Source organism: Sediminibacterium sp. FW305-C-61, from assembly GCF_058231065.1.
The window spans coordinates 63,607-88,836 of record NZ_JBIQXR010000003.1; the positions used below are offsets into that span (position 1 = coordinate 63,607).

Genomic DNA, 25,230 nt, shown 5'->3' on the forward strand with positions numbered 1-25,230 from the left:
GGTTCACTTTTTTATTGGTGAAAGCCCGAAATAGTGAATTATGTTCCAGAATCTCTCTGAAAGATTAGAATCAGCCTTTAAGAACCTCAAAGGTGAGTCGCGCATTAACGACCTGAATATTGCCAATACGGTAAAAGATATTCGCCGTGCATTGATTGATGCGGATGTGAATTTTAAAATAGCCAAAGAGTTTACCGATAAGGTAAAAGACAAAGCCGTTGGTGAAAAAGTAATCAATGCGATTAGTCCTGGCCAGTTGATGGTAAAAATTGTACAGGATGAACTAACAGAACTAATGGGTGGTTCTGAAGCCCCTTTTAATATTACCGGAAACCCCGCTGTAATTCTTATTGCAGGCTTACAAGGTAGTGGTAAAACCACTTTTACCGGAAAACTTGCGAACTACCTCAAAACAAAAAAAGGAAAATCTCCTTTATTAGTTGCTGCAGATATTTACAGACCTGCCGCCATTGATCAGTTAACGGTTCTTGCAGAGCAGGTTGGAGTTGACATTTATAGCGAGCGTGAAAATAAAGACGCCGTTGCCATCGCATTAAATGCGATCAAAGAGGCAAAAGCAAAGAATAAAAATGTAGTCATCATCGATACTGCCGGTCGTCTTGCAGTAGATGAGGCGATGATGAAAGAAGTTGCTGATATTAAAGCAGCGGTTAATCCTACAGAGATTTTGTTTGTGGTGGATTCCATGACCGGACAGGATGCTGTGAATACCGCAAAAGCATTCAACGACCGACTCGATTTTTCTGGTGTTGTACTGACTAAATTAGATGGCGATACACGCGGTGGTGCTGCACTTTCAATTAAATACACCGTTAACAAACCAATCAAGTTTGTAAGTAGTGGAGAGAAACTCGACACGCTGGATATCTTTTATCCTGAAAGGATGGCACAGCGTATCCTGGGAATGGGTGATATTACTACACTCGTAGAAAAAGCACAGGCCCAGTATGATGAAGTGCAGGCAAAGAAACTGGAGAAGAAAATCAGGAAAAATCAATTCGATTTCCAGGACTTTCTTGATCAGTTACAACAGATAAAGAAAATGGGAAACCTGAAAGACCTGATGGGTATGATACCTGGTGTAGGTAAAGCCATTAAGGATGTAGACATCAATGATGATGCTTTCAAAGGCATAGAAGCCATGATCAGTTCTATGACCCCGCATGAAAGGGCCAATCCTGATAGCCTCACGCCAAGTCGCAAGCAAAGAATAGCCAAAGGAAGTGGAAAAGATATAGCCGAGTTAAACGCATTCATGAAACAGTTCGAGCAGATGAAACAGATGATGAAGATGATGAACAATATGCCGATGGGCGGCAGACTTCCTGGGATGCGGAGATAAATTGTTTGTATGGTACAACTATTTTGATTTTACTGGTGTCATACCAGTTCATAAGCGTTTATGCGGGTACTGGTTTGTATATTCTCAATAGCCTTTAGTTTATTCTGCCATCAGGTGATTGGACAGAAAGCTATTCTTTTGGGGGCGGGTGGTAAATTCTATGATTTTGATATTGTAAATGGAGTATGTACCACCAAGGAGATCACTAATCTATGTAATATCGCAGCCTCGTCGGGCTTTTCTGTTGCTCAATACAAAAACAAAGTATATTTCAATACGCCCCTAAACGATCTGTTCGAATCAGATCTTTTAAATCCAGCCCTTTGTCGTCAGATTTCATCCTTCGTTTCGGCCAACTCACTGACAGTCGATAAAAACGGCACTTTATACTGGATTTCCGGACAAACTTTATACCGTCTTCCCGCTGGCTGGACACAGCCTGAAATTTTAGGGGCACTTCCTTTCTCACCAGCCGGTGATCTTATGTTTTATGGAGATAAATTATTGATGGCCGCTATGCCTAATGCAACTGTGAGCAATTATAGTTTGGTTGAAATAAATATTGCTTCTCCTCCCGACAGTAAAGTATTTATGGAAACACCAGAGTATGAATTTTACGGTATTATGAGTGTTTCTTCTAACTGTAACGAAAACAGGATTTTTGGAATCTCAGTAAGCCTGGTTAGTCTGGGCAGTGATATCGTAGAACTCGATCTGGTAAACAAACGGGTAATAGGTATATTTTGCTCGGTTAATTTTCGGGTATTGGATGCTGCTTCCTATACCGAAACCGGTGAAGTAAAAGGAATCAATATAAATAACATAAGTGTAAAACCCCAATGCGATGGTACAGGTTTAGGTGAAGTTGGTGTAGCAGCTACCAGTGCCACTGCTTCTGCCAATCTTCTTTTTTCTATCAATAATAATACGGCAGTGCCTTCAGGTTTGTTCGCCAATCTTTCTGCCGGAACCTATCCTATCAAAATAACCAGTTCGGATGGTTGTACCAAAGACACATTTGCTACTGTTCCATTTATTGATCGCCTGAGGGTTAATATGATTACAGCACCCGATACTTGTGGCACTCTTAAAGGTGGGGTAGTTATTAATGGAATAAGTAATCATACCGGATTTCGTTACTCTCTCGAGAATGCTTCTTATGTAGCAGGAAATGTGTTTAATAATCTTTCTGCTGGAATCAAATCACTAAAAGTTATTGAAACAAATGGTTGTGAACTGGATACCAGTTTTACCATCGGAAGTTTTCAACCACCCATTCCGATTAGTTCACTGGATATCACCAGTGCGAACTGTACAAATTCAGACGGATCAATTAAGGTTAATTTTAGTGCAGGTGCAACCATTCAGGGAGCCCGTATTAACGGAGGTTCGGTTCAAACGAATTACCAATTTACCAACCTGCCGGCAGGCTCACATCAATTACAAGTTTTAACGGCCAGTTGCATTTATGATACTACCATAACAATACCCAGTTTGTCAACAACACCGCCTGTTGTTTCGTATTCGGCAAGTGCACCTGATTGCGGAACCAAATCGAATGGTTCTTTACAGATAAATCTTACCGGAACTGTGGGTCCTTATACCTATAGATTAAATCAATCACCCTATACGAGTAATACTTATTATCCCAATCTGGCATCAGGTGTTTATCCCATCACTATAAAAGATGCCAAGGGGTGTGTTTTTACAGGTAGCGCAACAGTACCTCCATTCGTAGCCCAACCTGTGAACGTACAATGGAATGCAATACCTGCCGACTGCTGGCAGGCAGGTGGTAAACTAACTCTTATAGCCAATGGTTCAGAAGCTCCTTATTTCTATAGAATCAATAATCAGGTATACCAGACAGGTCGGGAAGCTTCCGGAATAGCTCCGGGTACCTATATCACCCAAATTTTAAATGGGAATAATTGTCCGGTTGATTCCCTTAGCATTACCATTACCACGCAACAATTGCCGGGTGTAGTGTGCGATACCGTTTATGTGCCTACTGGTTTTACCCCCAATGGAGATGGTAAAAATGATGAACTGAGACCAACAGCAGGTTCTGTTATTAACAACTTCATTTTCAGGGTGTTCAACAGATCCGGACAGGTAGTTTTTGAAACAAAAGAAAGTGGAAAGGGGTGGAATGGCCGTTTTAAAGGGATAGATCAGCCTCAGGGTACTTACGTATGGACATTTACCTATATAGGTCCGAATATGCAACAAAAGGTATTCAGGGGAACTACGGTACTGATTCGGTAACAGTATATTAACTTTTCAGTATGGATTAGCTTTGGAAATATAGGTGTAAACACTTATTTTTGCCGCCTGATTCACCCTATTTCTTAACGCCTATAAATTTCTATTTAACATGGCAGTAAAAATGAGATTACAGAGACACGGTAGCAAAAAGCGCCCATTTTACTTCATCGTAGTGGCCGATGGCCGTGCTCCAAGGGATGGTAAGTTTATCCAAAAGATTGGAACTTACAATCCGCTGACTGTTCCCGCAACTATCCAGTTAGACCGTCAAAAAGCCCTGGAATGGTTGAACAAAGGTGCACAACCTACCGATACAGTCCGCCGAATCCTCTCTTTCAAGGGAGTGTTGTACCTGAAGCACCTGTTAAGAGGTGTGAAATTGGGTCTGTTTGATGATGCAACCGCTATGACTAAATTCCAGGCATGGCACAATGAGCATGAAGCAAATATTACCCGTCGTAATGAAGAGCACAGAAAAAATCAGCGTGCAAAAAGAGCTTATACACCAGTTGTAAAAAAGGTGGAAGCTAAAGCTGAAGAAACTGCCGCTCCTGCTGAAGGAACTACAGAAGCTTAATCACGATAAGTTCAACATACTCCTGAAAGCCCCGATAGAACTGTCGGGGCTTTCTTTTTTATGGCTGATAGCTGATGTCTGATGTCGGATTTTATTTTATGGATAATAAATCTGACATCAGCGATCAGACATCAGCCATAGTCCTCTTATTTTTGCACCATGGAATCATACATTCACATAGGCCGTATTGTTGCAAGCTTTGGTTTGAAGGGAGAAGTGATTGTGCAACATGCTTTGGGTAAGAAAACTGCTTTGAAAGATGTAAAAGTGTTATTTGTAGAAGAGCAAAAAGGTTCTTATCTGCCCTATTTTATCGAAAGCTCAAAAGCCAAAGACCAGGATGAAATGTATGTAAAACTCGAAGGCATTAACACCAAAGAATCCGCTGCCAGAATCAGCACCCGAAATGTTTGGTTAAAAGACGCTGATTTCAGAAAGCTGGCAGGTAAGTCGTCCCCAATTTCCTTAATCGGATATACCATTATCACCGACGAAGAGGAGAACCTCGGTCCGGTAGAAGAAGTGATAGAACAACCACACCAGGTACTGCTAAAAGTTTTACTGGAAGGAAATGAAGCACTTATACCCCTTCACGAAGAAACCCTCGACAGCATCAACCACGAAACGAAAACAATTCATGTGGTATTACCGGATGGTTTGCTGGATATATATAGATAGAAGATAGTAGATGTTTGATCTCTGATCTTTGATTTATTAGGTTGGTAATAGCAATTAACGTAATCAAAAATCAAAATTCAAAAATCAAAATTCAAAAATCCTATATCCGACATCAGCCATCAGCGATCAGACATTCTCTTTAGCGCTCGCTCTGCCTGGAGAATATGTCTGTGATGATGCGCTATATAGAAATTGAAAGTGTCGCCTAGCTTTAGTTTTACCAGTTTTGAGATAGATATCGCACAAGTAGCTTTGCTAAGATCAACTTCTTTTGCAAGTTCCAATAACTGCAATAATTTTTCCTGCTGTTCAATGAATTCAGCTATTACCTTATGGCTTTCTGAATTGGTAGCCGGGTAATGGTTTTTAGGGGATGACATTTTTTTATTTACCATGCCATCATTCCCTGGCATCATTAGTTTGGTGAAATAATTACCTAGCCAACCCGATTTAAACTGGGTTGTTGATCCGTATTCCTTTTCTTTTGCTTTTTTAATGGCTCTTTCCATTTCCGGCAGATAAAAACGACCATAACTGTTCAAGTGCTCAAGACATTGGGTCGCACTCCATTTTTCAGGAGCCGTTTTATAACCAAACTCACTATTTTTCAACATTTGCCACTCACTAATGGCTTTGTCTAAAAATGATTCTGTCTGCTCCTGTAATGAAGATAAAAGCGTTGTAGATGAATAAATAGGCATTTTGCATTGTTTTTATTACTACAAAGCTGAATTAGTTTTATTCAGAAAATCTTGGCGCAGACCAAGATTTTGAAAGGAAATGAATTTTGAAAGATGAATAATTAGTAGTCTATAATAGGAATGTATATTTTCACTGCTCACTACTCACAATTCAAAATTCAAAAATCAAAATTCAAAAACTTAGCCTCACACCCTTACCCTACCCAGCAATTTACTAAATGTGGTCGCATCAATGCCTAGGTAGGATGCCAGGTATTTATGGGGTATCAGTCGAAGTACATGTGGACTTCTCTTTAAGAGTACTTTGAATTTTTCTTCTGCAGAAAAGCATTGCAATTCTATTTGTCTTTCCAGTACACCCATTAAGGAAAAACTGATGGCTTTTCGAATAAGGGTTTCGAAATTATGGTAACGATTCATTAGCTCATTTACCTGGAGATAGCTTGTTCTTAAAAAGCTGCTCTTTGTTAATGTTTCAAAGAAAAACTTTGAAGGGGTTTGTGTTAGAAATGAATCAGCAATACCCGAAAAAGAAAACGGGTAGGTGAAAACTATGGTAGCTTCTCTATCATCATCACCTGCATAAAATGCACGCTGTACGCCGTCTAAAACAAAATATAGATATCTTTCTGTCTCTCCCTGTTTGGTTAAAACCGATTTTCGTGGGGCAGCAAATGGTTGCCAGCAATCTGCAAAATCATTCCATTCATCATCCGACAAAAGATGAATCTTATTGCAAAAATCTCGTAAGGCAGATAAGTCTTTGGGATCGACGCTCAAAATAGTTTAACGATTTAATATCCAATTTACGGCAGTTTCTAATACTTTGTCTTTTTTCTGTTTCAAATCTGCAGCGCTAGTATAAACAATATTTTCAGGTATCACTGGCCCAAAATCTTTCTCGTCTTTATTTGCTCTGGTAAATAATTTTGTAGCGCCTCTTGCAATGATATGGCTGTTGGGTAACATGAAATTGTACATCTCTCCAAAATCATTAGGTGATTCACCGGTAGGTTCACCAAAGGTTTTCGCCAGCTTATAACTTACAATACCATCGGCAAGCATATTGGCACTTGAGAAAGTACCTGTACCTATTAAAACGGCAACTTTACCATTAAAGAAAGGTTCCTTCGGAGTTGGTATTGTTAGTTGTTCATTGATGTATTCATAGGTATCACCATCTTTCTGGCTCATATAAAACCGGGAATCGGCATCGTTATAATTAGCCTGCGCTTTCAAAAATGTTTTATAAGGTGCGCTTATTTTCCACTTCATACCACCCGCAAAAATGTACGGTTTCTTATTAAAATAGCGGATCAGTAATTCCCCCAATTGCGAATCGCCGCCCCCATTCTCACGCAGATCAATGATTAGGCCAGTAGCATTGCTGTCTTTCAGCTTGCCAAAAGTTTCGTCAAGAAATTTTTCAAAGGGTAAGCTTTTATCATTACGCATACTTCTGTAATTCAGGTATCCAACACCATTCGGCAGAAACTTAAATTCATAAGGCTTATTTCCTGTACTGTTTAATTTAACGGCCAATGCCTTATTAATGCTATCGGCCTCGGCACGTGAAAACCCTTCCACCGTATAACTTTTCCGCATTCCATTTTCTTTGATGGCTTCAATTTGGTAAGGACTGCTGATGCCATCCAGAAACAGTAGTTTTCTGCTATAATATCCGATCTGTTCATATTTCCATGTGTCTAGTCCACCAAAGTAATCCAGGTATTTTTTATTCAATTCCTCAACCGGAATGTTATTAATTTTTACAATGCGGTCATTATACTCTAATAGTTGGGCTTTACTAAGATCGTATGAAACACGCCAGGCATCTTTTTCTGCTTTCCGGATCATAAAAGGGAAACGTATACTATTTGTATATAGACTATCTGTTATCCTGCTGCTTACCAAACCAAGGTGTCCCTCCTGTAATGAAGCACTTAACCTGCTAAATAGGAAAACAGTTTGGTTATGGGTAAGACTATCGCCTTTGTAACCTGCCAGTAAATTTTCAGCCAGTTGAGCCAGCTCTATTTTACTAATACCATGGTAAAGATTTACGTGAGAAGCTTCCTGAGTCGATACCCAGAATTGTATATCATTTCGAACCTGCTCTTTTGATATTCTTTTATAATAAAAATCTGCCGGATGCTTCTGTTCGAATGCAATTGTCTGTTGCCCAATAGAGGACATGGTGCAAAAAAGAATAATCACCACTATAAATACTCTCATCTAATTTTTTTCCATCAAACGTACATTTACTCTAGAATGTTACAATCGCATAAAAAGGGGATTTTTGATGGGCTTGTTGTAGCTATTGCTGTCGGGGGAAACAGCTATTAGCCATTAGCTGTTCAGGGAATTCGGAGTCAGGCTACAAGTCTAGTGTAGGATAGAACAGAGATTTTCAGGATTTTCAGGATTTATCATGATAGATCTTGAAAATCATGAAAATCCGTGTTCTATTAATAAGAATTAGCGGATTAACAGCAATCAATTATTTCTTTAACCAGCTCATCAAAACTCCTGCTAAATAAAAAAACCAGCCCAAAAGGCCGGTTTTTATCGAATCAATGCTAAGGGCTTGTTTATTTAATTTCTTTAGAGAAAACTGAAACCTGACCGTAAGTAGTAATTTCCAATACGAGTTTCATATCTGATTTATCCATAGATACGAAATAGCTGGTTTCGCCTTCTGCATTTTCAAACTCGATGATGTCTTCGAGTTGAAATTCAGGGTAAGTATACTTGGTTGTAATGGTTTGGAGGGCTGCTTTAGGCAATTTGTCGAAAGCAAAAGCTTTTGCAGAACCAATCAGTTCACCCTGGTGGGTATAGAACACTTCTTTTTTAATGCCATTCTCCATAAAGCTAACTTTTTCGTAGTTGGCATCAGCGCTCCAGCTTACTTCTTTCGCACCAGTATAGTTTGAAGTAAAGTGGCTGGCACCGTTGTAACTTACTTTTTTATTGGTATCAGCAAAAGCGCTGGTTCCAAGAGCAATTAGGGCTAAGGTGAGGATAAATAACTTTTTCATTTTTTCTTGTATTAATGTGTTTATAATTAGTTTGTCGTTTTTCTTTTGGTTGAATTGACAAGTCAAAAGTAGAACCGAGTGATATATAGACGAAGGGAATTGTGATTAGTTACAAGCTAATGATGAGTGATGTTATGAGTGGTGTTAATGGTAATGTTAAGCATTGTTAATACAGCGCCATAACCCTTATCTGGTAAGAGGTATAGCCGAATTCTTAAAGAAATATTAAAGGCCTTTTGACAGTGATGAACTGCAAAATCAATCTGTCCGGTTTAGGATGAACGGTAGAAGATTCGGTGAGGAAGTAGGCCTTGGGCCTGGGACCATAGTCCATAGTCCATAGTCGATGGCCCATAGTCAATGGTCAATGGTGAATGGTGAATAGAATGGAGTCTATATTATAAACTCTATGGTCCATGGACTATGGCCTATGGGCCTAATCTGCAAAGAGCATTGCGACATAATTAATAACTTAGCTCTATGCAAGCTCCGCAGCGATATATAGCTCATTTTGATCTGGACTCCTTTTTTGTAAGTGTTGAGATGCTGAACAATCCTGAACTTAAAGGGAAGGCAGTAATTGTTGGAGGTTCTCGGGATCGGGGAGTGGTAACCACTTGTAGCTATGAAGCCAGGAAATTCGGGGTAAGAAGCGCTATGCCCATGAAAACGGCCATGCGGTTATGTCCACATGCAATACTCGTTCGGGGTACACGGGGTGAGTACAGCAGGTACTCTAGATGGGTAACAGATATAATTGCGGCCAAAGCACCTTTATTTGAAAAAGCATCCATCGATGAATTTTATATTGACCTCACCGGGATGGATAAATTTTTTGATCCTTTACAATGGACAATCGACCTGCGTGCCCAGATTATGGAAGAAACGCAATTGCCGATTTCATTCGGACTGGCCACCAACAAAATGGTGGCAAAAATTGCTACAGATGAGGCTAAACCTAATGGATACCTTTTTATTAAACCGGGAATGGAAAAAACATTCCTTGCTCCATTACCTGTCAGTAAATTTTCAGGAGTTGGGGAAAGTACATTGAAAGTGTTGCATGCAATGGGAATTCAAACCATACGTGATGTTAGTGAAACCAATATTGAATTTTTAGAAAAGAAACTTGGTAAATGGGGAACTGATCTTTGGTATAAATCACAGGGTATTCACCATGGTATCGTTCATGCTTACCATGAAGCAAAATCTATTTCAACGGAAAATACTTTTGAAGAAAATAAAACGGATATTGAATTTCTGTTGAGTGAATTGGTAAGGATGACAGAAAAAGTAGCTTACGAACTCAGACAGGATGAAAAACTTACAGGTTGTATAGCAGTTAAAATCAGGTATCCAGATTTTGAAACAACTTCCCGACAAACCACCATTGATTATACTTTAAGAGATGATGAACTGATACCGGTAGCCATTGATCTCTTTCATAAACTTTACCGAAAAGGGCAGCCAGTTCGTTTATTAGGTGTTCGGTTGAGTGAATTAACCAATCATGCCGTTCAGGCGAGTTTGTTTGATGATGCAGAAAAGAAGAATGAACTCTATAAAGCTATTGATGAAGTAAAGAATCGATTTGGTAAATCCTTACTTCAAAAAGCCAGAACCGTGAAAAATGATCAGGCAAAAGGTAAATAAAGTCCTGAACCTGGTATATTGATACCTGTTTTCTGTATCTTACTAATTCTTATACCTAAATAATCATCATGAAAAAACTACTTTGTTTTGGATTCGCCATATTGATGGTGTCTTTGTCAATAGCTCAACGAACCCTTATTTATTGCGGTCAAATGGTGGATGTAAAGAACCTGCAGGTATTAAAAGAAATGACGATCGCCATTGAAGGCAATATAATTGTTGATGTTATAAAAGGATACTCAGCAGCTAATCCTGGAGATAAAATAATCGATCTCAAATCAAAAACCGTTATGCCCGGTTTGATCGATATGCATGTTCACCTTGAAGGTGAAACCAATCCAGGACAATACATGGAAACTTTCACCTTTAATCCGGCAGATTACGCCTTTCAGTCTGTTGTATTTGCAGAACGCACTTTGATGACAGGATTCACGGCTGTAAGGGATCTTGGAGGTAGCGGCGTAAATATTTCACTTAGGAATGCAATTAATAAAGGACTTGTAAAAGGACCAAGAGTGTACACTGCTGGTAAATCTATTGCAACTACCGGTGGACATGCAGATCCAACCAATGGTTACCGTAGAGATTTAATGGGTGATCCGGGCCCGGAAGCCGGAGTGATAAATGGCGCCGATGAAGCTGCTAAGGCAGTAAGACAGCGTTATAAAGAAGGTAGCGATGTAATAAAAATTACTGCATCTGGTGGCGTATTGAGTGTAGCCAAAAGCGGAGAAAATCCACAGTTTACTGAAGCTGAAATTAAAGCCATTGTAGCAACCGCCAAAGATTATGGATTTAAAGTAGCCGCCCATTGCCATGGTACAGAAGCGATGAAACGCGCAGTACTAGCAGGAGTAAACTCAATTGAACATGGAACTTATATGACAGAGGAAGTAATGGAACTCATGAAAAAAATGGGTACCTACTATGTGCCAACAATTACAGCCGGTAAATCGGTAGGCGATTCAGCAAAAAAACCAGGCTACTTTCCTGCACTGGTAACCCCCAAGGCTCTTGCTATTGGACCAAGAATACAAAATACCTTTTCCAATGCATATAAAGCTGGCGTAAAAATTGCTTTCGGCACAGATGCAGGCGTTTATGCACATGGAAAAAACTGGCTGGAATTTGTGTATATGAATGAAGCAGGAATGCCCGCATTAGAAACCATCCGCTCCGCAACATTATATGCGGCTGATTTATTGGGTGATAATAGAATTGGTGTAATCGAAAAAGATAAACTGGCCGATATCATTGCCATTGATGGAGACCCGGTAAAAGATATCCGCGCCATGGGTAGTGTTAAGTTTGTAATGAAAAACGGAATAGTGTACAAAAAAGAATAAGAAATAAGGAATAAGAAATAAGGAATAAGAAAGTGTTAGTTAATACTCACTTTGGACATTTCTCTGTTCCTCTGTTTCTCTGTTCCTCTGTTATCTCAGTTTTCTAAGCTGCGCCAGCATTGCCCTCAGGTCTTTGGGGAGTTCGGCTTCGAGTTCAAATTTGTTATCGTGGAAAGTGAAGTTAAGTTTATAGGAATGAAGTGCAAGTCTGTTCATTAATGGCCTTTCCTGCTCATCATGTTTGGATAATTTGAACTTCTTTTTAAGTGCAGAAAGCAAAACAGGAGACGGGTCGCCATACAATTCATCACAAACAATCGAATGACCTAAATGCTGCATGTGTACACGTATCTGGTGTGTGCGGCCGGTATGAATTTGAAACTGCAACCAGCTATATAGCCGAAAGCTTTCTAAAACGGTATAGTCGGTTAGAGAAGACTTTCCTTTAACGTGTGTAATCATCTTACCGTTTTTGCCGGGATGTTCCATAATGGCAGCATCAATGGTGCCGTTTTCGTTCATTAGTTTACCGTGTACAAGTCCGAGGTAAAACTTCTCAACTTCTCTGCCTTCAAATAATTGAGAGAGTTCCTTGTGTGTATCTTCATCTTTGGCAAAAACAATAATACCGCTGGTATCTTTATCTAAGCGGTGAACAGTATAAATATTTTCGTACCTCGATTTAAGGATATCTTTTAACGAAAGCTCCTGTCCTAATCGATCAGGAATACTTAACAGGCCAGAAGGCTTGTTAACCGCAACAAAAAAATCGTTTTCAAATATAATATCGGGACGCATGTTAGGGGTTGGGGGTTAGGCGTTAGGTATTAGGGGGAAGGCTGGTTTGTATACTAACTAAGAGCTAACGCCTAACACCTAATTCCTAACACCTGCTAATTTTATTTATTTTTTCTCAGGAAGGAATTATTCATAAACTTCAGCAACCTCACTTCTTTTTCATTCAGGAAACGCCATTTGCCTCGGTCTACATTCTTTTTGGTGAGGTTGGCGAACATCACTCTGTCTAGACCTTTTACATCATAACCAAGGTGTTCAAAAATTCTTCTTACAATTCTGTTTCGACCGCTGTGAATTTCAATACCTACAATATTTTTTTGTTTATCGTCTGCATATCCAACAGAGTCTGCTTGAACAAAACCATCTTCTAAAGTAACACCACTTAAAATAGTTTCCAGGTCTTTTTTAATTACCGGCTTATCTAATGTAACCTCGTATATCTTTTTAACTTCAAAAGAAGGGTGCGTAAGCTTTTGGGCGAGTTCACCATCGTTGGTAAGAATTAGTACACCGGTAGTGTTTCTATCTAATCGACCTACCGGGTACACCCTTTCCGGGGTAGCATTTTTAATCAGATCCAATACAGTTTTGCGCCCCTGTGGGTCATTTGCTGTAGTGATGTAATCCTTTGGTTTATTTAATAGGATATACACTGCATTTTTTTGTAGAAATACCTGTTTGCCTTTTACAATTACTTTGTCTTTTGAAGAAACCTTGTATCCTGGTTCAAAAACCTTATCCCCATTCACCGTTACTTTACCATCTTTAACCAGATCAGCGGCTTCCCTTCTTCCACAAACACCTGCGTGTGCAATAAACTTATTTAAAGGCATTTGTTCACCAGGTTCTTTTCCTGGTAAAGAAATGTTGGTGGGTTGAGTTTCTGCTGTTGTATTTTTCTGCTTTTCTCCTCTATACTTCTTACCCTCTATATGGTTTAAAGCCTTTTTTTCATCCTTTTTTTTGCCTGGAGCCTGAGGCTTGAAGCTTGTAGCTTTCCCTTGCTCCCCCCTCATTTTCTCTATCTTCTTTTTCCGCATTTCTTCACCTGCGGCCCTTGCTTCTGCTTTTATTTTCTTTTTTTCCTGGCGGAAAGCTTCTTTAACTGCGCTGCCTTTTTTCTTGTTGGCAAACTTGTCGAAATTGTCGGTTCTTTTTTTCATGTTTTTGTTTTTGCTGTTTTACAACAGGAATGTAGCTTGAGGCTTGAAGCATATACTTATCCTTTATTTGCCAATTGTCCGCAGGCAGCATCAATATCTTTACCGCGACTTCTTCTTAAACGTGCATTGACACGGTTAGATTCGAGAAACTGCATGAAATTTTGTATGCCCTCTTCATCTGGTTTGGTGAAACGGAAAGCATCTATCGGATTGTATTCTATAATATTTACTAAGTCTGCAGGTACCTGACGATAAATTTTTATCAGTTCCTCCGCATCCTTTTGTGAATCATTGAAATTCTTGAACAGGATGTATTCAAAAGTGATTTCATTGCCGGTCTGTTTGTAGAAATAATTCAAAGCTTCAATAAGCACTTTGATATTGTTTGTTTCATTGATCGGCATAATCTCATTTCTTTTTGCATCATTAGCTGCATGCAAAGAGAGTGCAAGTTTAAATCGAACCTGATCGTCGCCCAGTTTGCGGATTGCTTTGGCAACACCAGCAGTGGAAACGGTAATTCTTCTTGGACTCATAAACAAACCATCTTCCGCTGAAATGCGTTCAATGGCTTTCATCACATTACCATAATTAAGCAGGGGTTCACCCATGCCCATAAATACAATATTGGATAATTTTTTCTGAAATTTCTCTTCGCTCTCTTTATTAATCAGTACAACCTGATCATATATTTCGTCGTAAGTCAGGTTGCGTTTACGGTCCATGTATCCAGTCGCACAAAACTTGCAACTAAGACTGCATCCTATTTGTGAGGAAACACAAGCAGTTTTTCTTTCGTCGGTCGGAATCAGTACTCCTTCAACAAGGTGGTTATCGTGGGTGCGAAAGCGGCTTTTGATTGTTCCGTCTTCGCTATATTGAACCGCATCAACTTTTAATGCAGGTAAACTAAAATTCTGAGCAAGCTTAGCCCTGAGTTCTTTGCTCAGGTTAGTCATATCATCAAAACTATGGGCATGTTTTTGCCATAACCACTCATGCACCTGTTTCACCCGGAACTTTTTCTCCCCCAATCCATTAAAATAATCCTCTAAATCATTGATACTCAGGTGTCTAATATTTGGTAGTTCCGTATTCATTATGCAAAGATACCCAAGAAACAGAGAAATGTCGAATAATGAATATCCAAGGTTGAAGTGAGTCATGAATTCGATATTGGATATTCGATATTTCTCTGTTCCTCTGTTTCATTCACTTATCTTGCGCAATATTTATTATTGTATGAATGCTTGTTATATTATAGATGCAGTTCGCACACCAATAGGAAGATATGGTGGGAAATTAAGTTCAATACGTCCGGATGATCTTCTGGCGCATGTAATAACAGCGCTTTTAAATAGGAATAATACCATCGATCCTGCTGCTTTTGAAGATGTGATTGCAGGTGCTGCTAATCAGGCAGGTGAAGATAATCGTGATGTAGCAAGAATGGCTGCTCTTTTAGCCGGATTGCCCGTAACAGTTGGAGGTAATACGGTGAACCGTTTATGCGCCAGTGGATTACAGGCTGTTATGGATGCATCGAGGGCCATTATGTGTGGAGAAGGAATGTTATACATTGCCGGTGGTGTAGAAAGCATGACACGCGCCCCCTTTGTAACAGCTAAAGCAGAAGGCGCCTACAGCAGAAAGATAGAAAGTTTCGACACAACAATAGGATGGCGTTTTGTTAATAAAAAACTGGCATCCATGTACCACCCATATAGCATGGGTGAAACAGCAGAAAATGTGGCGAAGGATTGGAATATTGGAAGGGAAGCACAGGATGCTTTTGCGTTTGCATCTCAGCAAAAATATTTTGCGGCACTGGAAGCAGGTAAATGGGACGATGAAATTGTAGCGGTTGAAATGATCAATGACCGTTTGATTTCCTGGTTCAACCAGGATGAGCACCCGCGTCAAACCTCTCTTGAAAAGTTAGCTACTTTAAAACCAGCTTTTGCCAAGGATGGCACTGTTACGGCAGGTAATTCCTCCGGTATTAATGATGGTGCAGCAGCCATGATCCTCGCCAGCGAAGAAGCCGTTAAACTATTTAACCTTCAACCAATGGCAAGGGTAGTGAGTATGGGTGTTGCGGGTGTAGATCCAGCTATTATGGGTATTGGTCCGGTACCTGCTTCACAAAAAGCCTTAATCAGGGCTGGATTAAACATTAATGACCTTGATCTTGTAGAACTCAATGAGGCATTTGCCTCTCAAAGTCTTGCATGTATGAAAGACCTTGAACTGGATCCTGAAAAAGTGAACGTGAATGGTGGCTCAATAGCCATCGGACACCCATTGGGTTGTAGCGGGGTACGTATTTCAACAACACTATTACATGAAATGAATCGTCGCAACTCGAAATATGGATTGGCGACGATGTGTGTTGGCGTTGGACAAGGTGCTGCAGTTGTTTACGAAGGATTACAGTAAATGTTTAGGTAGGGGAAATTATTCGTGCAAAGCAAAACAACAGGAAGAACCTGGCTTCAAGCTGCAAGCCGCAAGCTACAAGCCTTGATGGGTGCTTATTATAGACTTTCTGCTTTTAATGGAATTAAAGAGGGGAGAAAATTTAAAGTCAGTTGCCTGAATAAATAGTTGCTTGCCGTAAATGCATTATCTGCTATTAATAGAACACAGATTTCCATGATTTTCAAGATATATCATGATAAATCATGAAAATCATGAAGATCTGCGTTCCATCATACGAGACACCTACAACTCGCGGTTAAATTTCCCTGACAACAATGGTTTGAATAACTCAACTTTTTTGTTCTTAAAACTGCATGGAAAGCGATTGCTAACTACATGTTTTTGCTTTCCAATATACTGATGATTGCTTCCTTTTTTCTTTGTGATACAGGCACAGAAAGCCCGCCTTCTAAAATCAATGCTCCGCCATCTGATTTATCGTAAATGGTAATTTTATCTGGATTTACGAGATAAGAGTGGTGTGTTCGTAAAAACCCCAGCGGCTCTAACAGGGTTTCATATTCTTTCAGGTTTTTTGAAACCAATATCTCCTTTGCTGATTGTAAATAGAATCGCGTATAAGTACCATCAGCCATACAATAAAGTATTTCACTAACTTTTACGAAGTAGATATTTTCAATGTCTTTGAGTACGATGCGTTTGTCTTTATCTGGCTTGCCGGCAATTTGCTGGAGCAATATATCTATTTGGTCTTTTAAAGATTTCGACTCGATATTGGTTGCGGCTTTATCTAAACTAATCTTCAATTCGTCAGGATCAACAGGTTTAAGCAGGTAGTCTATGGCGCTGAATTTAAAGGCGTCTACTGCATACTGGTTATGCGCCGTAACAAATATCAATTGAAATTTAGGTGCAGGTAATTGCTTCATTAAATCGAAACCGGTACCATCTTCCATTTCAATATCTAAAAAAACAATATCCGGATTTTCCGTCTGTATCCGTTGAATACCATCCTTTACACCGGAAGCTTCTACGATTCGGCTGAATGGAAAGCCTATCTGTTTTATAAGTTCACTTAAGGTATTTCTTATGCCCGGCTCGTTATCAATGATTAATATAGTCATGGTTAATTGTGTATGTAAAACTATTTATTAATCACTTATCTATCAAGTTTCTTCATTTAATAATCGGATTGATTCAAAGATTAATGGTTTAAGTCTAAGACTATTCGCTTAAATACTTTTACTGGCCTAAATCTTTAACCAGGAATATGAAGCAGAAATTAGCAGTTTGCTGTGCGATCATTTTTTGCGCCATCGGTTCATTTGCTCAACGAACCGCCTATAGCCGCGAAGGTGCTGAGGCAACTTCAAAGCAGGTTGAGCTTTTGTTTAAAGACCCTTTCATTTTTAAAAAGGGCAAGGTGAATTTATCTGGCGATAAAACCGAAAATAAATCAGCTGTGATGGAAGCCCTGGCTATAAGCGACCAGGTAATTAAAGAGTATGAAGATAAAGTGGATGCATTTATCAAAAGTAAGCCAACGGCCATTGTGGTAAAAGACGGGTACCAAAGTGTAACTGCAAAAGTAAAAAGTTTATCAATTGCCATTGACAAGGCTGCAGACGGCTATAAAAACTGGCGCTCTTTAAGTACAGTTTCTTTCTTGCAAGACCTGTATTTATACCAGGCTTTTATCAAGGGCGCACTAAAAGTATATCCTGAAGCAATTTCGTTGGAAGAAAAGTTAGGAGAAGTTAAAGCGGCGATTGATCTGTACGGGACCAGAGAAAACTACCTGAATAAAATGGAAAAGAATCAGGCTGAATATGTTAAAAACCTGAGAATGAAAAAAGCCGTAATGGTTGATGCAACGGTAGAAGCAAACGCCAAGAAACAATACGAACAAAACTGGCAATCAGTGAAATTGGTAGTAACAAAGGTGAATATCACCACTATTTGGATCATTGAGAAGAATGCATTGGATATTCCTTTACACAAAGAAGTTGAAGTAAATCTTGCTATAAAAAAAGCAGATGGCAGTTGTGCCATAGCTAGTGGTTATGTACGTGCTACTTATGAAGGAGGCGGCAAATATGGTGCTCCTTTATTAATTATGCCAACCCATCCGATTGTTCTTCCATGTGAGAATTTAACTAAATAGACCTAATCTGCTAAAAATGAAACAAGTTTTAATTACTGTACTACTGCAATGTTCCCTACTCGTCACTGGCTTTTCGCAAGCCAGAGGTGGCAATCCTAAATTTGATGCTGATGCAAACCCTTATGAGAAAATAGTTAAGGAATCAGACCAGGGTAAAAGAACCGCCAAATTCTTCCAAAATTTCATTCAACCTCCTGTGCTTCGTGATTATTTCGATGCATCGCCATGCAACGAATATGTAAGCCTTAGTAATAATCGTATCGAACAGTTTAATGATTTTGTAGATGCAATTATAAAAGGTGGAATTGATGCAAAGCAAATGACAAAAGCTGCCAATGATTTCAAAAAAAGAGGCATAGCCACGCAAATTGCAGATATTGATTACCATACTGGTTATATAGAGAAACAAGGCACATTTACAACAGATAACAAAGTGCCGGTTGAAAACCTGCTCTGCAGAGCCAAGGGAAGTTTACAGGCGATTAAGAGTATCGTTGCTTATTTGGAAGCAGTAAAGAAATTATTTCCATCCATAGATGATATTGATCTGGCTATTCAGAAAGGAAAGAGTACAATACATGCCTATCCCGATAACAAATCATTACTAGACAAGATTAAACAAAACCTTAATCAATAAACCTATTATACTGTTTGGGTAAATGCCGCCTGTTGCTGCACGTAGATGTATTGATCTACCATCTATGTACAGTCAGCCCTATTGCATATAAATATTGTTTCAATCATATTTCAAATATACATTCATGAAAAAATTAAGTTTTAGTATTTATTATATAATCATTGCAGGTATTTTGGTATCAGCATGTGGTAAGAAAGGTGATCAGCAAGCTGCTGTAAAAAAACGATATATTTTAACCAATGAATATAACAATGCGAATAACAGTGCGATAGCAAAATATTTCGTAGATGATGTGCCAACTACAATTGGCAATCCTTCTGTTTCTGAAATATACGGTGAGGATTTAGAGGTTTCGGGAAATGATGTTTATGTTTTAGCAAGCAGACGGCCAATATCAGGAGGGGCATTTGATGCAGTAGTTTACAAGAATGGCGTTGAGCTTGTTACTGTTTCTGCTGTTGCCGGTGTCTATTATAATTGTTTGGCTGTAAATGGTAGTGATATCTATCTGGCTGGCATGCATTACCCATCTGGGGGTGTCCCTAAAATCATTCAGTGGAAAAATGGTACTGTTACATCCATTACTGAAAACACAGGTTCTAATGCAACAGATGCCAGACCTTATGATATGACAATAGCGGGTTCAGACGTTTATATAGCAGGATATGAAACAGCCACTGGAAGTCCATATAATAAACTGCCCAGGTATTGGAAGAACGGAGTAGCCGTAACACCGAATGCTTCTCCGGGAGTTTATTCTATCATACACAGAATAGTAGTAGCAGGTAATGATGTTTATTGTGCCGGACAATCGGATGATAAAGCAGTATACTGGAAAAATGGTGTACCTGTTGTTTTAAATAGTTTAAGTGGTTGGTGTTATGGTATTGCAGTTGATGGAGGTAATATTTATGCTGCCGGATCTATATCAGCCAGTCCGGGTACTTATAATGCAGTTAGCTGGAAAAATACCACACAAGCTATGTTAAGTAATATTACTGCTGCTGGAGTGGTTAGTGTTTATGGTATCGGGTTGGATGGAAATGATGTTTACATCATTGGAAGTATGCCGGAGGCCAATGGCTCAGGCGCAAAATCTGTGTATTGGAAAAACGGCACATTAACGGTACTTCCAACTGGCGATGGATATAATGGCTATGCCTATAGGATAGTTATCAAGTAATTAACCAATGGAGATTGCTAATATTCAGGATTAAACCTTTCTAAGGTCAGTTTTAGTCTAAAACTATCCAAAGAACATTTCGCCATAATCAGCAACAAACAGCTTGCAGTAATTATTATCCAGGGAATTATAGCCGCGAGTTGCAAGTTATGGTTAGGTTGGAACACATGTTTTCAGGATTTTCAGATTTATTATGATAGATCATGAAGATCCGTGTTCTATTAATATAAGCATGCCTAAAATAACTGCCAATCAATGTTTGAATCTTACAGCTCAGGCAAAACGAACGCTCGAGACTAAACCCGAATTGCTGGAATAGTAATGTCCACTATAGTGCCCGTACCTGCTTGTTCTTTTATGTTAAAGTTAGCCTCGGCATTAAATTTCAGGTTCAACAAATAAAAACGATCTTTTAAAATTTGACTGGCCCTTGAAATATGGTTTGTTTTTGAGTGATCATTTTTGATGATACCTCTACCGTTGTCGGCAATACAGATATGAATTTGTTGATCCTGCAATAATAAATCTACATTAATATGTCCTTTATAATCTATGCTGTTAAATCCATGTTCAATGCTGTTCTCTATAAATGGCTGCATAATCATGGAAGGAATCTGCCACTCATTTAGGTCAATGGCCTCATCGATATTAAAGGAGTAAGTGAATTTTTCGGGAAACCGCATGAGTTGTAAATCGATATATTGTTTTAAGAAAGTAATTTCTTCTTCAATGGTAATATAGTCGTTGTAGGTGCTTTCAAGTGTGTTGCGCATTAAACGGGAAAATTTTACCAGGTTTGAAGCAATGATGGACTGATCTTTTTTTTCAATGAGTAAAGATTGAATTGAGGTCAAAGCATTAAAAAAGAAATGAGGATTCATGCGTGCCCTGTTTAATCGCTGTTCTGTTTCCAGTACTTTTTGTTTATGCTTTAAAGATTGCTGACGGAGAAAGAATCCAATTACCCCAATCGCCAGTAAAGCGATAATAGCAAGAAGCAGATAGATTTTCTTTTGAAGAGAAAGTTCCTGGATCGTCTTTTCATTTTTCGCCTGGTTGTATTTCTTTTCCAGTTCATTGATGGTCGCAGTCTTTTCAATGGAATAAATGCTGTCTCTCAAAAAAGTCATTTCTTCCAATGCAGTTGATGCCCTTTTGAAATCATTGAGTTTTTTTGAACTTTTAAAAATGATGTTAAGCGGTTGAATGGCCAGTTGTTTATTAAAAAGAAGGGCATAGTGATAGGCTGAATCGCCCATTATTCTGGCAGTAGTATAATTATTCTGCGTAAAATAGATTTCACTCTTTACGCTATAACCATTCAACAAAAGCCTGTAAAAATCATAAACGCCTTTTGGACAAGCCTGAATGGCGCTATCGGCATAACGGATGGCAGTTTGGTATTTTTTTGTGACAAAAAAGTATTGGCTGATTTTGCTATAAGCATCTGCAAGCTCCAGTAAGTTCTCAGGTTTATTTTGTGAAATTCTTATGCATTCTGTAGCAAGTAGGAATGAGCTGTCTAAAGATGCTTGCGATTTAGTATGTTGATATGATTCGTAATAACTTTCCGCAACCCTTGTAAGTACTGCGGCAAGTATTACCGTATCTTTAGAAAGCCGGGCAAATGATAATGCTTTTCGGCTATAATGTAGGTATTTATTGAGTTGTTGCTCTTGCTGAAAAATGGATGCCAGATTGATACTTGCCCTTGCTGCTGCATACCAGTCTTTTTCTTCCTCTGCCAGAACAATAGCTTTTAAGGTAATGAATGAAACACTATCCCTATAGCCTGCTTCCTGGTAATAACGGGCCATTGTGTTGTAAAAACGGATCAGTAACTTTTTACAGTTTAGTTCTTTTTGAATTATTTCTTCTTTGAGAAAATAACTCCTTGCAAGTGATAACTGTTTTTTTGCAACAGCAATCTGACCTATGCCGTCTAAATAAACAATTTGACAAGCATTATTGGTGGATGCTTTAAGCTCATTCAATACCAGGATGGCTGAGTCTAATTTACCTGAATTATAATATTTCCCAATTTTTTGCCTGAGCGTGTCTGCCGGTTTGCAATTACAGTCTTCCTGGGCAGTACAAATGGCAGATATAAAAAGGGAAATAACTAAACCAATTATGCGCATGGCTGATTTCATAAAATCTTTTCTATCAGAAAGTAATATAAGTTATTTTATAACTATAATTCCTTAAAATTGAAGATGCGAGTTGAGGCTATTACTTGCTTTTGCAGTTATTAATTGAAAGCATTCAACTGTTTAAAAAAAGTCATCAATTATTTATTATTAAGAAATTGGATATTCTTCTCTCTTTGGAGAAATATTAAGGGGTGAAATACCTGCATTAATCTTTTAAATGAAAGGGTAAATTGAGTCACTTAAATGAAAAATGGATTAATTTTTTGGTTGCTATTTGTTGTTTACTAAATTGGTTTTTGAATGTTTAGGCGCCGATGAGAGGAGAATATAGGTTGCAGGTGGTACTGCTGGAAGAATAGCTTTATTTATATAGAAAAATTTACACTACGTTTTCTGGTAAATGTTGTAACTTTTGCTTTGAAAAACCGTTACGCAAAAAACTAAAACCTGATACTCATGAAAAAAATGTTGATGCTTTGTCTACTAATTGGCAGCGCAGTTTTTGTTCAAGCACAGTCTAAAGACAGTACCCTGAACGATTTTGTAGGAAAATATAAATTTCCTGATGGAAGTATTGTTACAGAAGTAGTTGTAAGTATGGAAGGGGAAGGACTTATCATGGGCTCAAGTGTGGGCAATTCTACCTTAGTAAAAACAGGAGAAGACTTATTTTCTATTACTGCATATGATGGCACTGCTCAGTTTAAGAGAGATGCCAATAAAAAAGTTATTGGTGTAAATATTAATGCCGGTGGTTATGTGCTGGAAGGTTCAAAATCAGAGGGCATTGCACTCAATCATGCTACAGCTATGCTTTTGAAGCGACAAATGTTTTTATCGGGGAAATAAAGTACCTGCTATGGACCATGGACCATAGACCATAGTCCATGGTCCATAGCAGATTCTGCTTTTCACTTGATTTTGGCACACTGCCAATATCTAAAGCTGCCGACTAATACCTAATACCTAACCCCTTACCCCTGTGCATAAAATTTAAACAGGTGTTTACTTGTAATAAGTTTCATCCAGGTAAAACAAGCCATCTTCTTGTTGCCAGTACCAGAATTTTTTTCTGTAGATAACATATTTACCCCTGGCAGTCGTTTTAATATAATTTTCTGGAACAAATAAAATACGGGGAGGAACTATTTTATACCTGTAAATAAGGTTGGTTCGTTGATTGGGTGTAAATGCACGGGTAAGTGTTCTGTAGTCTGCCTTTGCAGCAATCTCTTCAGGTAATTTTTCTTTTGGGGTAATGATATTCCCCATACCATCAATCACCACCATTGGTACCAAAGCTTCTTTTACTTCAGTTTTTGGTAACTCCTTCTCTTTAACAACTTTATCTTTTTTTTCAGGTACAGATGCTGGAGTTGTCTCTTTTTTTGCTGGTGCTTTTACCGTGGGTGTTGTAGTAATAACATTATCGGTTTTAGCGGGAACTGTTTTCCTTCCACAACTCATGATGAGCAGCGTTGCAGCAGCTATAATCCATTTTGGCTGTATCATATTGTTGTTTTGCGGTATGATATGCCAATATTGTGCCAGAATGGCTGATAGTCCAAGTCCATGGTCCATAGTCCATGGTCCATAGCAGATAGATCATGGTTTATTGTAAATGGGATAAAGACTTAATTAGTCTTTAAAGAAATAGTTAATTAACCATTGACCATGGACTATGGACTATGGTCTATCTCCCACGAACACTGCCAATGCAGATTGCTCGATTTCCTCCTGGGTTCCTTTTATCAGGTCTTTAACAACGCAGGTGCCTTGTTCCATTTCTTTAGAGCCAATGATAACAGCGTAGGGAATATTTTTCTTTTCTGCGTATTTGAATTGTTTGTCGAATTTGGCCTGTTCATGAAATAATTCGGCAGCAATCTGCTTAGATCTGAGTTGTTGTAGTAATTGAAATGCTATTTTAGATTCAGCTTCGCCTAAATTGAAGAACAGTACTTTGGTGCCTATTTGCACGGTGTTTGGAAAAAGTTGTAATTCTTCCATTACATCGTATATGCGATCAACACCAAAGCTTATGCCGACACCCGGTACATTAGGAACACCAAATAATCCGGTAAGGTCATCATAACGACCACCACCACCAATACTTCCCATCTGAACATTCAAGGCTTTTACTTCGAAAATTATTCCGGTGTAATAGTTGAGTCCTCTGGCTAAGGTAAAATCAGTGATGAGTTTGCTGCTGCCGTTTAAGCTGCAATTTGAAAGGATGTGCACAATTTCTGATAATCCTTTTTTCCCTGTTTCATTATTGCCGATGAGTAGTTCGAGTTGACTGATTTTTGCTTCGTTCGAACCATCAATCTTTAAATATTGCTCAACAATATTAACCTGATCGTTTGTTAAACCGCGTTGAAATAATTCTTCTTTTACTTTTTCAATACCTATTTTATCAAGCTTGTCAATTGCAACGGTGATATCCACCATTTTATCTGATCCACCACAAATTTCCGCAAGTGCAGCAAGAATTTTACGGCTATTGATACGAATTTCAACCGGTATACCCAACTGTTCAAAAACAGTTGCATAGATATGCGTTAGTTCAATTTCATTCAACAGACTATTGCTACCTACCACATCAGCATCGCATTGGTAAAATTCGCGGTAGCGGCCTTTTTGTGGGCGGTCGGCACGCCAAACAGGCTGAAGCTGATAACGTTTAAAAGGCATGGTTAATTGACCATGATTCATGGCAACATAACGGGCGAAAGGAATGGTAAGGTCATATCTTAATGCCCGTTCCGTTATGCCCTTATTGTTTTTTCCTTCAAGTATCTTATCAAAATCATGCCTGGCCTGTTCGTGTTTAGCTGGGTTATCAAGACCATTGTTCAGGATTTTGAAAATAAGTTTATCTCCTTCTTCGCCATATTTTCCCATAAGGGTATCGAGGTTTTCCATGGCCGGGGTTTCCAGTGGTTGAAATCCATATAATTCAAAAACCGACCGGATGGTTTGGAAAATATAATTGCGTTTGCGTACAACTGCCGCACTGAAATCTCTGGTTCCTTGGGGTAATCCGGGTTTGTTCATCTT

The 25,230-nt window shown here is 38.8% G+C and carries 22 protein-coding genes; 11 read left to right on the forward strand and 11 right to left on the reverse strand.

Going from position 1 to position 25,230, the window contains the following annotated elements:
* Window positions 1–40: 40 nt before the first annotated feature.
* The 4 genes from ffh (at window position 41) to rimM (ending at window position 4,886) form a co-directional block, all read left to right on the forward strand.
* Window positions 41–1,363: a signal recognition particle protein gene (gene ffh / locus ACH30E_RS09260; RefSeq protein WP_294996088.1), complete on the forward strand. Its 1,323-nt coding sequence runs from the start codon at window positions 41–43 to the stop codon at window positions 1,361–1,363.
* A 60-nt stretch (window positions 1,364–1,423) separates the two neighbouring features.
* Window positions 1,424–3,631 carry a T9SS type B sorting domain-containing protein gene (locus ACH30E_RS09265; RefSeq protein WP_490824580.1) on the forward strand — a complete coding sequence of 736 codons (2,208 nt, stop codon included), beginning with the start codon at window positions 1,424–1,426 and terminating at the stop codon, window positions 3,629–3,631.
* Window positions 3,632–3,740: 109 nt separating this feature from the next.
* A complete protein-coding gene (gene rpsP, locus ACH30E_RS09270) occupies window positions 3,741–4,208 on the forward strand; it encodes a 30S ribosomal protein S16 (protein WP_490824581.1) in 468 nt (155 codons plus the stop codon).
* 159 nt (window positions 4,209–4,367) lie between these two features.
* Window positions 4,368–4,886: a ribosome maturation factor RimM gene (gene rimM / locus ACH30E_RS09275; RefSeq protein WP_294996097.1), complete on the forward strand. Its 519-nt coding sequence runs from the start codon at window positions 4,368–4,370 to the stop codon at window positions 4,884–4,886.
* A gap of 119 nt (window positions 4,887–5,005) precedes the next feature.
* On the opposite strand, the gene ACH30E_RS09280 is transcribed toward rimM, so the two are convergent.
* From ACH30E_RS09280 to ACH30E_RS09295, 4 genes are all read right to left on the reverse strand, one after another.
* Complete coding sequence (locus ACH30E_RS09280) at window positions 5,006–5,587, reverse strand: DinB family protein (RefSeq protein ID WP_490824583.1); 582 nt, start codon at window positions 5,585–5,587, stop codon at window positions 5,006–5,008.
* A gap of 186 nt (window positions 5,588–5,773) precedes the next feature.
* Complete coding sequence (locus ACH30E_RS09285; protein WP_490824585.1) at window positions 5,774–6,367, reverse strand: Crp/Fnr family transcriptional regulator; 594 nt, start codon at window positions 6,365–6,367, stop codon at window positions 5,774–5,776.
* 6 nt (window positions 6,368–6,373) lie between these two features.
* Window positions 6,374–7,822 (reverse strand): S41 family peptidase, encoded by a 1,449-nt coding sequence (locus ACH30E_RS09290; protein ID WP_490824586.1) that lies wholly within the window; start codon window positions 7,820–7,822, stop codon window positions 6,374–6,376.
* A gap of 356 nt (window positions 7,823–8,178) precedes the next feature.
* Entirely contained in the window at window positions 8,179–8,628 is a 450-nt protein-coding gene (locus tag ACH30E_RS09295; RefSeq protein WP_294996109.1) for a hypothetical protein, read from the reverse strand.
* Between the two features lie 480 nt (window positions 8,629–9,108).
* Between ACH30E_RS09295 and dinB the strand changes: the two genes are divergently transcribed.
* Together dinB and ACH30E_RS09305 are read left to right on the forward strand one after the other, a co-directional pair.
* Window positions 9,109–10,281, forward strand: a complete 1,173-nt coding sequence (gene dinB / locus ACH30E_RS09300) for a DNA polymerase IV (RefSeq protein WP_490824587.1) — start codon at window positions 9,109–9,111, stop codon at window positions 10,279–10,281.
* A gap of 68 nt (window positions 10,282–10,349) precedes the next feature.
* Window positions 10,350–11,627, forward strand: coding sequence for a metal-dependent hydrolase family protein (locus tag ACH30E_RS09305; RefSeq protein WP_294996115.1), 1,278 nt, complete (start codon window positions 10,350–10,352; stop codon window positions 11,625–11,627).
* 90 nt (window positions 11,628–11,717) lie between these two features.
* Here ACH30E_RS09305 and ACH30E_RS09310 read toward each other — a convergent pair whose 3' ends face one another.
* The 3 genes from ACH30E_RS09310 to rlmN form a co-directional block, all read right to left on the reverse strand.
* Entirely contained in the window at window positions 11,718–12,425 is a 708-nt protein-coding gene (locus ACH30E_RS09310) for an RluA family pseudouridine synthase (protein WP_490824589.1), read from the reverse strand.
* A 101-nt stretch (window positions 12,426–12,526) separates the two neighbouring features.
* Window positions 12,527–13,588, reverse strand: coding sequence for a pseudouridine synthase (locus tag ACH30E_RS09315; RefSeq protein WP_490824590.1), 1,062 nt, complete (start codon window positions 13,586–13,588; stop codon window positions 12,527–12,529).
* Between the two features lie 56 nt (window positions 13,589–13,644).
* The gene (gene rlmN, locus ACH30E_RS09320; protein ID WP_490824591.1) at window positions 13,645–14,688 is read right to left on the reverse strand and encodes a dual-specificity RNA methyltransferase RlmN; all 1,044 of its coding nucleotides are present in this window, start codon (window positions 14,686–14,688) and stop codon (window positions 13,645–13,647) included.
* A 64-nt stretch (window positions 14,689–14,752) separates the two neighbouring features.
* On the opposite strand from rlmN, the gene ACH30E_RS09325 reads away from it, so the two are divergent.
* Complete coding sequence (locus ACH30E_RS09325) at window positions 14,753–16,027, forward strand: thiolase family protein (RefSeq protein WP_490824592.1); 1,275 nt, start codon at window positions 14,753–14,755, stop codon at window positions 16,025–16,027.
* Between the two features lie 374 nt (window positions 16,028–16,401).
* On the opposite strand, the gene ACH30E_RS09330 is transcribed toward ACH30E_RS09325, so the two are convergent.
* A complete protein-coding gene (locus tag ACH30E_RS09330; RefSeq protein ID WP_490824594.1) occupies window positions 16,402–17,154 on the reverse strand; it encodes a LytR/AlgR family response regulator transcription factor in 753 nt (250 codons plus the stop codon).
* Window positions 17,155–17,300: 146 nt separating this feature from the next.
* Here ACH30E_RS09330 and ACH30E_RS09335 point away from each other — a divergent pair, with 146 nt between their 5' ends.
* From ACH30E_RS09335 to ACH30E_RS09345, 3 genes are all read left to right on the forward strand, one after another.
* Window positions 17,301–18,194 (forward strand): hypothetical protein, encoded by an 894-nt coding sequence (locus ACH30E_RS09335; RefSeq protein WP_490824595.1) that lies wholly within the window; start codon window positions 17,301–17,303, stop codon window positions 18,192–18,194.
* 16 nt (window positions 18,195–18,210) lie between these two features.
* Window positions 18,211–18,831, forward strand: a complete 621-nt coding sequence (locus tag ACH30E_RS09340) for a hypothetical protein (protein ID WP_490824596.1) — start codon at window positions 18,211–18,213, stop codon at window positions 18,829–18,831.
* Window positions 18,832–18,955: 124 nt separating this feature from the next.
* Entirely contained in the window at window positions 18,956–20,014 is a 1,059-nt protein-coding gene (locus ACH30E_RS09345) for a hypothetical protein (RefSeq protein ID WP_490824597.1), read from the forward strand.
* A 296-nt stretch (window positions 20,015–20,310) separates the two neighbouring features.
* Here ACH30E_RS09345 and ACH30E_RS09350 read toward each other — a convergent pair whose 3' ends face one another.
* Entirely contained in the window at window positions 20,311–22,167 is a 1,857-nt protein-coding gene (locus tag ACH30E_RS09350) for a sensor histidine kinase (RefSeq protein WP_490824598.1), read from the reverse strand.
* Window positions 22,168–22,623: 456 nt separating this feature from the next.
* Between ACH30E_RS09350 and ACH30E_RS09355 the strand changes: the two genes are divergently transcribed.
* Window positions 22,624–23,016, forward strand: coding sequence for a hypothetical protein (locus tag ACH30E_RS09355; protein WP_490824599.1), 393 nt, complete (start codon window positions 22,624–22,626; stop codon window positions 23,014–23,016).
* Window positions 23,017–23,172: 156 nt separating this feature from the next.
* On the opposite strand, the gene ACH30E_RS09360 is transcribed toward ACH30E_RS09355, so the two are convergent.
* Together ACH30E_RS09360 and hisS are read right to left on the reverse strand one after the other, a co-directional pair.
* Window positions 23,173–23,748, reverse strand: a complete 576-nt coding sequence (locus tag ACH30E_RS09360; protein ID WP_490824600.1) for a hypothetical protein — start codon at window positions 23,746–23,748, stop codon at window positions 23,173–23,175.
* A 105-nt stretch (window positions 23,749–23,853) separates the two neighbouring features.
* A complete protein-coding gene (hisS, locus tag ACH30E_RS09365; RefSeq protein WP_490824601.1) occupies window positions 23,854–25,227 on the reverse strand; it encodes a histidine--tRNA ligase in 1,374 nt (457 codons plus the stop codon).
* Between the last annotated feature and the right edge of the window lie 3 nt (window positions 25,228–25,230).

Coding starts and splice junctions, on each gene's coding strand:
- ffh (WP_294996088.1), top strand. CDS start 41: ATGTTCCAGAATCTCTCTGAAAGATTAGAATCAGCCTTTAAGAACCTC.
- ACH30E_RS09265 (WP_490824580.1), top strand. CDS start 1,424: ATGCGGGTACTGGTTTGTATATTCTCAATAGCCTTTAGTTTATTCTGC.
- rpsP (WP_490824581.1), top strand. CDS start 3,741: ATGGCAGTAAAAATGAGATTACAGAGACACGGTAGCAAAAAGCGCCCA.
- rimM (WP_294996097.1), top strand. CDS start 4,368: ATGGAATCATACATTCACATAGGCCGTATTGTTGCAAGCTTTGGTTTG.
- ACH30E_RS09280 (WP_490824583.1), bottom strand. CDS start 5,587: ATGCCTATTTATTCATCTACAACGCTTTTATCTTCATTACAGGAGCAG.
- ACH30E_RS09290 (WP_490824586.1), bottom strand. CDS start 7,822: ATGAGAGTATTTATAGTGGTGATTATTCTTTTTTGCACCATGTCCTCT.
- ACH30E_RS09295 (WP_294996109.1), bottom strand. CDS start 8,628: ATGAAAAAGTTATTTATCCTCACCTTAGCCCTAATTGCTCTTGGAACC.
- dinB (WP_490824587.1), top strand. CDS start 9,109: ATGCAAGCTCCGCAGCGATATATAGCTCATTTTGATCTGGACTCCTTT.
- ACH30E_RS09305 (WP_294996115.1), top strand. CDS start 10,350: ATGAAAAAACTACTTTGTTTTGGATTCGCCATATTGATGGTGTCTTTG.
- ACH30E_RS09310 (WP_490824589.1), bottom strand. CDS start 12,425: ATGCGTCCCGATATTATATTTGAAAACGATTTTTTTGTTGCGGTTAAC.
- ACH30E_RS09315 (WP_490824590.1), bottom strand. CDS start 13,588: ATGAAAAAAAGAACCGACAATTTCGACAAGTTTGCCAACAAGAAAAAA.
- rlmN (WP_490824591.1), bottom strand. CDS start 14,688: ATGAATACGGAACTACCAAATATTAGACACCTGAGTATCAATGATTTA.
- ACH30E_RS09325 (WP_490824592.1), top strand. CDS start 14,753: ATGAATTCGATATTGGATATTCGATATTTCTCTGTTCCTCTGTTTCAT.
- ACH30E_RS09330 (WP_490824594.1), bottom strand. CDS start 17,154: ATGACTATATTAATCATTGATAACGAGCCGGGCATAAGAAATACCTTA.
- ACH30E_RS09335 (WP_490824595.1), top strand. CDS start 17,301: ATGAAGCAGAAATTAGCAGTTTGCTGTGCGATCATTTTTTGCGCCATC.
- ACH30E_RS09340 (WP_490824596.1), top strand. CDS start 18,211: ATGAAACAAGTTTTAATTACTGTACTACTGCAATGTTCCCTACTCGTC.
- ACH30E_RS09345 (WP_490824597.1), top strand. CDS start 18,956: ATGAAAAAATTAAGTTTTAGTATTTATTATATAATCATTGCAGGTATT.
- ACH30E_RS09350 (WP_490824598.1), bottom strand. CDS start 22,167: ATGAAATCAGCCATGCGCATAATTGGTTTAGTTATTTCCCTTTTTATA.
- ACH30E_RS09355 (WP_490824599.1), top strand. CDS start 22,624: ATGAAAAAAATGTTGATGCTTTGTCTACTAATTGGCAGCGCAGTTTTT.
- ACH30E_RS09360 (WP_490824600.1), bottom strand. CDS start 23,748: ATGGACCATGGACTTGGACTATCAGCCATTCTGGCACAATATTGGCAT.
- hisS (WP_490824601.1), bottom strand. CDS start 25,227: ATGAACAAACCCGGATTACCCCAAGGAACCAGAGATTTCAGTGCGGCA.